Origin of the sequence: Sphingobium sp. 15-1 (genome assembly GCF_013375535.1) — a bacterium.
GTDB classification, from domain to species: Bacteria; Pseudomonadota; Alphaproteobacteria; order Sphingomonadales; family Sphingomonadaceae; genus Sphingobium; species Sphingobium aromaticivastans.
In genome coordinates this window covers 1,479,291-1,487,500 of the sequence record NZ_JABXJG010000002.1, presented here as the reverse complement: position 1 = coordinate 1,487,500, position 8,210 = coordinate 1,479,291, and the positions used below count along the sequence as shown (strand labels likewise).

5 protein-coding genes (1 of these 5 only partly in view) are annotated in these 8,210 nt (G+C 67.5%); 1 reads left to right on the top strand and 4 read right to left on the bottom strand.

The window, feature by feature from the left end; all coding sequences use genetic code 11:
* Positions 1 to 1,676, top strand: partial view of a TonB-dependent receptor gene (locus HUK72_RS22685; RefSeq protein WP_176598773.1) — the 3' portion only. It extends 310 nt beyond the left edge of the window; the window shows 1,676 of its 1,986 coding nt (coding positions 311–1,986); the start codon falls outside the window, past its left edge; its stop codon occupies positions 1,674 to 1,676.
* Between the two features lie 208 nt (positions 1,677 to 1,884).
* Here the strand turns inward: HUK72_RS22685 and HUK72_RS22680 are convergent, their stop codons facing one another.
* Genes HUK72_RS22680 through HUK72_RS22665 form a run of 4 tightly spaced genes read right to left on the bottom strand, consistent with a single transcriptional unit; the run spans position 1,885 to position 8,210 of the window.
* Entirely contained in the window at positions 1,885 to 4,194 is a 2,310-nt protein-coding gene (locus HUK72_RS22680) for an ATP-binding protein (protein WP_218036209.1), read from the bottom strand.
* Positions 4,187 to 5,791, bottom strand: a complete 1,605-nt coding sequence (locus tag HUK72_RS22675) for a hypothetical protein (RefSeq protein WP_176598771.1) — start codon at positions 5,789 to 5,791, stop codon at positions 4,187 to 4,189. The genes HUK72_RS22680 and HUK72_RS22675 overlap by 8 nt, the downstream gene beginning before the upstream one ends.
* Positions 5,788 to 7,227: a glycosyltransferase family 2 protein gene (locus HUK72_RS22670; RefSeq protein WP_255325921.1), complete on the bottom strand. Its 1,440-nt coding sequence runs from the start codon at positions 7,225 to 7,227 to the stop codon at positions 5,788 to 5,790. The genes HUK72_RS22675 and HUK72_RS22670 overlap by 4 nt, the downstream gene beginning before the upstream one ends.
* Entirely contained in the window at positions 7,224 to 8,210 is a 987-nt protein-coding gene (locus HUK72_RS22665) for a HEAT repeat domain-containing protein (protein WP_176598770.1), read from the bottom strand. The genes HUK72_RS22670 and HUK72_RS22665 overlap by 4 nt, the downstream gene beginning before the upstream one ends.

Sequence of the window (8,210 nt, the reverse complement as noted above, 5' to 3'; positions counted from 1 at the left end):
TTGACGGGGTGCAGATGAATTTCCGCTCGCACGGCCATGGGCAGGGCTATCTGGACCTGAACGGCCTGATCCCGGAGATCATCGCGCGGGAGGATTTCCGGAAAGGCCCCTATCGCGCCGATGGCGGCGACTTCGCGCTGGCGGGCGCCGCCTATATGAAGACGATCGACGGGTTCGACCGGCCGTGGATGTCGGTGGAAGGCGGCTCCTACGGTTCGCGGCGGATCGCGGCGGGGGGCACGATCAAGGGCTTCGGGCCGGGCGAACTGACGCTGGTGGCGCAGGCCAAGGCCTATGACGGGCCGTGGGAGGAGCCGGAGCATCTGCGCCATTATGCCGGTTTCGCCAAATATCGGGCGGGAGCGGTGGAGGCCACGCTGCATGCCTATCGCGCGACATGGCGGCCGACCGAGCAGATTCCGGAGCGAATCGTCGGATCGCCGGTCTGCGCGGATATGTTCTGCTCGCCCGATCCCTCGGCGCGGGGTCAGACGACGCGCTTCGTCGGCAATGTCGCGGTGACGCAGGCGGACTGGCGCGCCAACGCCTATGCGCAATATTATGACTGGTCGATGTATTCCAACCCGACCTATGCCGATCCGGACGGCAGCAGCGCGCAGATCCGCCAATATGACCACCGCTGGATTATCGGCGCGACGGCGGAGAAGCGCTGGTCGCTGGGATCGACGCTGGATTTCGGCGTCGGGACGGAGGATCGCTACGACCATATCGGCAATGTCGGCGTGTCGCGCACCGCCGATCGCGCCTTCCTCTCCTCGCTCGGCCGCTATCATGTCGAGGAACTGTCGCTGGCGCTTTATGGCGACGTGACGTGGCGGCCGCTGCCCGGCCTGCGCGTGACGGGCGGGCTGCGCGGCGATCATTATCGTTATGCGGTGCGGGCAAGGGATGGCGCCGCCGCCGCTCTGGGCGAGGGCAAGGGATCGGACAGCCTGTTGTCGCCCAAGGCCTCGCTCGCCTATCGGGTCGCGCCCGCGCTGGAACTCTACGCCAATTGGGGCCGGGGTTTCCACAGCAACGATGTGCGCGGGGCGGTGAATGTCGACACGCCGGTCCCGGTGCTGGTGCGCGGTACCGGCAAGGAGCTGGGCGGGCGGGTCCAGATCGGTTCGGCCAGCCTGACCGCGACCTATTGGTGGCTGAATGTGGGCAGCGAATTGCGCTTCGTCGGGGATAGCAACGCGGTTGAGCCGACCGGCGCCAGCAAGCGGCATGGCTATGAGATCGTCGCCTTCTGGCGGCCGCTGCCCTGGCTGGCGCTGGACGGCAATTATACCGCCAGCCATTCGCGCTACAACAATGGGGACCGGATTCCCAACGCCTTTGAAAATGCCGCTTCCGGGGGTGTGGCGGTCGTGCTGGGGCGCTGGGAGACGAGCCTGCGGGTGCGGCATCTGGGGCCCTATCCGCTGATCGAGGACAATAGCGTGCGGGACAAGGGGAGCACGGTGGTCAATGCCCGGGGCGCGTGGAAGGGCAAGCGGATCGAACTTTATGGCGAGTTGCTGAATATCTTCGACAGCCGGGACAAGGACATCGCTTATTTTTACGAGGCTTATGTTCCGGGGTTCGATACGGGCGGACCGCAGGAGGGGCGGTTGAGCCGGGTGGTGGAGCCTCGGACCGTTCGGCTGGGGGCAAAGGTCAAATTTTAGCGGTTCTGAAGCTTGGGATTGGCCCGGAGCGGAGGTCAAAATCCTCCCTGCGCGAAGCGTGGGGAGGGGGACCAGCCGAAGGCTGGTGGAGGGGAAAATGGCACGACCTGCGTAGCTTCCCCTCCACCGCTCGCTTCGCGACCGGTCCCCCTCCCCATCTCCCGATGGGGAGGATTTCAATGTCCTCTTTCAACCCCAGGCGGACGCCTCAACCACCTCCGCACAGCCCGATCACGGTCCTGATCCGGTCTGCGGTCGTCCTGTCCATCCCGCTCCTCTCGCGCAGCGCCTGTTCGGCCGCTTCGGCCGCGCTGCCCAAGGCGGCCTGGCCGAACATCGCCGCCGTTCCCGCTATCTTGTGCAGCTCACCCTGCGCTTCCTCCAGAAGCGCGGGCGCGGGGGCCGGGTCCTCCAGCAAGCGCGTGAACAGGGCTGACCAGAGCGCCGTCTTCTCGCGGAAGCGTTCGCTCAACTGCCGCGTCACCGGGTCGAAGGTTTCGGCGCTCTCCGTCACGGCCTTGGCGGGCAGCCATGTCGCCAACGCCTGCTGCAAATCCGCCAGGCGGACTGGCTTGGCAAGGTGCGCCTGCATGCCGGCCGCCAACGAAGCATGCACATCCTCGCCAAAGGCATTGGCGGTCAGCGCCAGGATCGGCAGTTCATGCGCGGTGACGCCCCGCCCCCGGATGGTCCGCGCCGCGTCCAGCCCGCCCATTACCGGCATCTGCATGTCCATGAGCATGATATCATAGGGCGTGCCCTCCGCCCTGGCGCGCAACACGGCGGCGATCGCCTGCGCGCCGTCGGGGACGATCGTCGCGGTGCAGCCGATCCGCTCCAATATCGCCCGGACCAGCTCCTGATTGACGTCGTGATCTTCCGCCACCAACACGCGCAGACCGGCCAGATGGGCGATGCCGCGGGGCGGCGGCGGGGCGGCCGGGGAAAGCGCCGACGCATCCGCCCGTTCGAAGGGCAGGCGCAGCGTGAAGCGGCTCCCCTGCCCCACCATGCTGTCCAGGGAAAGCTCCCCGTTCATCAGCGTCACCAGTTGGGCGCTGATCGACAGGCCCAGGCCGCTGCCGCCGAACTGGGCGGCCGTGCCGACGTCGGCCTGCACGAATTTCTCGAAAATGGCGGCCTGCCGCTCGGGCGCGATGCCGGGGCCGCTATCCTCGACCGCGATCACCAGCCGGTCCGCGCCGTCGAGATGCGCATGCAGGGCGACATGGCCTTCGGACGTGAACTTGACCGCATTGCCCAGCAGGTTGAGCACCACCTGACGCAGCCGCAGCCCGTCGCCCAGCATCATCCGGGGCAGATCGTCGGCCATGTCGCGGACCAGATCGATCCCCTTCTGCCCCGCGCTGGCCCGCACGAGGTTGAGGCACGCGTCCAGCGCATGGACCAGGTCGAAGGGTTCGTGGGCGATCTCCATCTGCCCGGCCTCGACCTTGGACAAATCCAATATGTCGTTCAGCAGGCGCATCATCGCGCGGCCGGAATCAGCGATCATCTTCACCTGATGATGCTGTTCGGGCGGCAGGCCCGCGCCCATCAGCAGGTCGGCAAAGCCCAATATGCCGTTCATCGGCGTGCGGATCTCATGGCTCATATTGGCAAGGAAGCCGGTCTTGGCCGCGCTCGCCATTTCGGCCGAGCGCCGCGCCGAAATATCCTCCACCACGCAGACGAAGAAATCCGGCGCCCCCGCCGCATCGCGCACCAGCGAGACGGTGAGGTTGATCCACACCAGCCCGCCATCCTTGCGGACATAGCGCTTCTCATAGGCGAAATCGTTGATCTCCCCCAGCAGAAGGCGACCGGCCAGCCGGGCGTCGATCTCATAATCGGCGGGATGGGTGATCTGGCGATAGTCCAGGCCGACCAGCTCGTCCCGGCTATAGCCCGCAATCTCGCAGAAGCGGTCGTTGACCAGCAGGAAGCGCCCTTCCGGCGAGCAATGGGCAAGCCCAACGGCCGCCTGTTCGAAGGTCGCGGCGAAATGGCGGGCGGCGTCGCTGTGGGCCGCATTGGCGAAGCCGGTGACGATCGGCCCCGCCATCAGGCGGACGATGTCCAAGTCGGCGCGGCTGAAGGCCGCGACCTGACCAGAATAGACCTTCAGCACGCCGACGCTTTGCCCATGATAGGGCAAGGGCACCAGCATCATCGAACGGACGCCGACCTTCCGGCAGGCATCGCGGTCGACGCGGGGATCGGTTTCGCTGTCATGGCAGAACTGGGTCTCGCCCGTCGCGATGCACACGCCCGACAGGCTGCCGCTCAGCGCCAGGCGCAGGCCGATCTGCTTGATCGAGGTGCCGCTGGCGGCGCGATAGACGACATCCTCGCCATCACGCATCTCGACGATGGCCCCGGTCGCCAGCGGGATGATGCGCAGGGCGCGGGCCACCACCTCATCGATGATCTGCTGGAAATCGGCATAGGCTTCGGTCACCGCCGCCTGAAGCGCCAGCATCTCCTGCATCCAGCCGGGCGAGTCCGGATCAGCCATGGACCGGCACCTCCCAGCCATGGACGCGGAAGCCCGCAAAGCCCGGCCAGCCCGACAGCAGCGGCAGGAGCGCGCGTTCGGCCTCGGCGGCGCGAGACGGCGCGCCATGGAAACTGATGCGGGCGGGATCGGTCCGCGTCTCGCGCACCAGGGCGAAAGTAAAGGCGGCCGGGCCGGCGGCTTCGGGCGCGGCGAGCAGTTCCGCGCCCGCATCGCTGAGCTTCAGCGTTCCGCTGGGCGCGCGGCGGTACAGTCTTTCGGCTTCCTGCGCCACCGGACCGGTTTCAATGGCGATGCGGACGGGCGGTCCTGCCTCCGCCAGCCAGCTTTCGGCGGCGTCGAGGATCAGTTGCGGATCGGTGCGATAAGCCATGACGATGATTTCGCGGATCGAAGCGCGGGCATCGCCAAGCGCCGCATGGCCCTGCGGCGAGCGGCGCATCCACCAGGGGACATCGACGGCCACCGGCCCGCCCCAGGCAGCGGCGATGGCCTGCACCGTCCGCGCCCAATCCTGCCAGCCCGCCTCGGGGTCCGCCGCAAAGCCGGGCAGAGCATAGGGTTCGATGTCGAGTTCCAGCAGCGGTCTTGCCGCGAGATGATCGTCGCACCAGCGGCGCAGGCGGGCGAAGCGGCGGACGGCCTCGGCCCGCCCCTCCGCCGTCGCCATGGCGGGATCGCCGTCGAGCAGGCGGAAACCGATCTTGCGCTCCGCCAGCGCCGCCGCGAGCCGGGCCAGCGCCGCATCCGGCTGGGCAGGCGCTTGTATGGCGAGTTCGGTCCATCCCGCCATGGCGGCATGGCGGGCAAAGGCAAGCGGATCGCCATGCCAGTCGCGCTCCCGCCAGACCCATGTGCCTCGCACTTCGCTCACCGCCCCCTCTGACGCCGGTCCCTGCCCTGTGATTGAAGCGCTACGTGCTCCTGCGAAGGCAGGAGCCCAGTTCGAACGGTGGGACTGGACTCCTGCCTTCGCAGGAGCACGTGGTACTTTGAACAAGACGGGCTCCAAAGTAACCGCTTCGAGCCAGGCCGAGCTGCTTGATGAGGGACAGGTCAGAACCAGCATCTGTTCCCCCCGCCGATCCGCAAAGGGAATAACGGCGGCCCCATCGCCCCCAAGCGCAACCTGTGTGGTCGAAGCATCCCGCCCGACCGGCAGAACATCGACACCAATCGCCGCATCAGCCCGCCCTTCCAGCCGCCATTGCCCCCGATAAGCGCGGGGCAGGCGCCGATCCGGCCAGCGCAGCACCAGTCCGGCCGGTGCCCTCCCAGCCCGGCAGCGGATACGCAGGCCCTCTTCGGCACGCTCCACCGCCACCCGTACCTCCGTGCCGAAGGGCCGGATGTCCGCCAGCGGCAGAAGATTCGCGCCGAGCGGCACCAGCAAGGGAACGGACGCAGCGGCTTCCCGCTCCGGCGCAAGCGCTGCGGGGCGGAACAGGTCCGCCTCTATCCTGCCCGACAGGGTCCATTGCTCCACCTCGCGCCAGTCCTTCACGGCAGGCCCTTTCCAGATCACCTCGGCGGGGGCGGCCTCCGCCCAACCGATCAGCGCCGATCCCGCCAGCAGCGCAAGGCCACCTCCCCTCATTGGCGCACGAAGGCCGAACGGCCGGCGGCGGCCCAGCGGTTGTCCTTGCGGAAGAATCGCCACATGCCGTAAAGCCGGAACGCCAGATTGGCCTGCCGGTATCCCAGATTTTCCACCACGGCGGCGATGCCGATCATCGCCAGGTCGCGGGCGCGGGGCGTGCGGCGCAACTGCACCTCCTCCAGCGCCAGCGTGCCCAGGCTGAGCGCTGTGCCGAACAGCACCGTCAGCGAGAAGAAGGCGAACACCACCGCGCCGCTCGTCACCCCCATCAGCCAGAGCAGCGGGATCAGGAGATAGCCGAACAGCTCGCAGGGCGGGCCCAGCACATCTTCGATCACGATCAGCGGCATGCTGACGAGGCCGATCCGGCCATAGCGCGGATTGCCGAGCATCCGGCGATGCTCGACGATGGTTTCCAACGCCCCCTGCTCCCAGCGCGCGCGCTGGTTGCGCAGCCCCTTCCAGCTTTCCGGCGCGTCGGTCCAGCAGACGATTTCAGGCACGAAATCGACGCGATAGGGCTTTTTCTCCTCCCGCATGCGGCGGTGGATGCGGGTGACGACCTCCAGATCCTCCCCCACCGTATCGTGGCGGTAGCCGCCGATCTCGACCAGCGCGGCGCGACGGAACATGCCGAACGCGCCGGAGATCAGCATCAGCATGTCAAGCCGCGCATTGGCGATGCGCGCGGTCAGGAAGGCGCGCAGATATTCCAATATCTGATAGCGCGGCAGCCATTTGTCCGACAGGCGGATTTCGCGCACATGGCCGCCCGCGACGACCGATCCGTTGACGATGCGGATCGCGCCGCCCACCGCCATCAGCGATCCGTCGTCAGCCATGAAGGGTTCGGCGGCGCGCAGCAGCCCGTCCGGTTCGATGATCGAATCGGCGTCGATCACGCACACCAGCGGCGCGGCGGCGAAGCCCAGGCCCGCATTGACCGCATCCGCCTTCCGCCCGTTCTGCTTGTCGATCAGGATCAGATTGGGATAGCGGGCCGATCCATAGACGCCCAAAATCCTGGTCTTCTGCAATTCGGCCAGTTGTTCCCGTTCGATCGGGCGCAGGGCGAATTCGCGGATCAGCACTTCCAGCGTGCGGTCGCTGGAACCGTCATTGACCAATATCACCTCATGATCGGGATATTCCAGCGCCAGCAGCGCCCGGACGCTGTCGGCTATCGACAGCTCCTCGTTGAAGCAGGGCGCGATGACCGAGACGGGCAAGGCAAGGTCAGCATAGCGGGTCCAAAGATCGTATGACCGGCTGGCGGGCTTGATCCGGGTGACGAAGACCCGCGCCGCCAGCAGCAACTGCACGGTCGACACCAGATTGCGGATGCTGACGACCAGGAAACAGAGCAGGCCGATGGCGACCAGCGTGCCGACGCCGATGCTGGCCGCGGCGGAGAGGATGCCGTCCAGCGTCATGCGGCCACCTGCAACATCTGCACCGCCTGCTGCGCGCGCAGGCGGACCCAGGGCGACGGGTCGTTGCGCAGCGCCGCCAACAGCGGCAGGGCAGCGGTCAGCCGCATGATCTGGCAGGCGCGAATGGCGCGGGAACGCACCGGATGCTCCGGGTCCTCCAGCATCCTGATGATCCACCCGGCGCTGCCCGGATGGCCGAGCCGGGTCGCGGAATCCAGCGCGGCGAGCCGCACCGGAGGATGCGGATCGGCGGAGGCGGCCGCCAGCAGCGGCAGGGCGGCGAAATCCTCCGTCCAGCCGAGCGCGTCGATCACGAGAGCGCGGGCGGCCGGCGGCAATTGGTTGGATCGCCCCAGCGCCATGAGTTCGGCTGGATGGCTGACCGCGATCAGCCGGAACAGGCTGCGATGCAGCGGCGTGATTCGCGTTTCGTAAAGCGACAGATCCTCGATCAGCCGTTCCGGCGCGGGTAGCGCATCAAGCTGCGCCAGCAGCGACGCCGCCTCCAGCCTCGTGTCGATCAGCGGGTCTTCATGCAGCACCGACAGCAGCGCGTCGACCGCATGCGCCCCGCCGATGCTGCCCAATATGCGCATGGCGTCCACCTGGGCCCGGCGGCGGGAACTGCGGGTCTTGCTGAGCGCATGCTTCAGCAGGCCGTGGCGTTCGACCAGCGCGATCAGCCTTTCGCGCTCCTCCCCGCGCAGAAGCTGGATCATGCGGCCGATCGCGGCCAGCTTGTCGGCGGTCCGCGCCTTGCGGAAGGCGGGACCGGACAGCGCATCCTCGCCGCCCCCTTCCCGACCGCCGCCCATGATCTCGCGGATCAGCGCCTTGATCATCGCGGATGCATGGGCATCGGCGCGCTCCGCCCGGTCGCGGCGGATCACCAGGAACAGCAGCAGCGCCGCCATGCCCAGCGCGCCATAGAAGGAGATGAAAATGGCGATCTGCGCGACATGGTCGGGGATCGGCATCTGCAT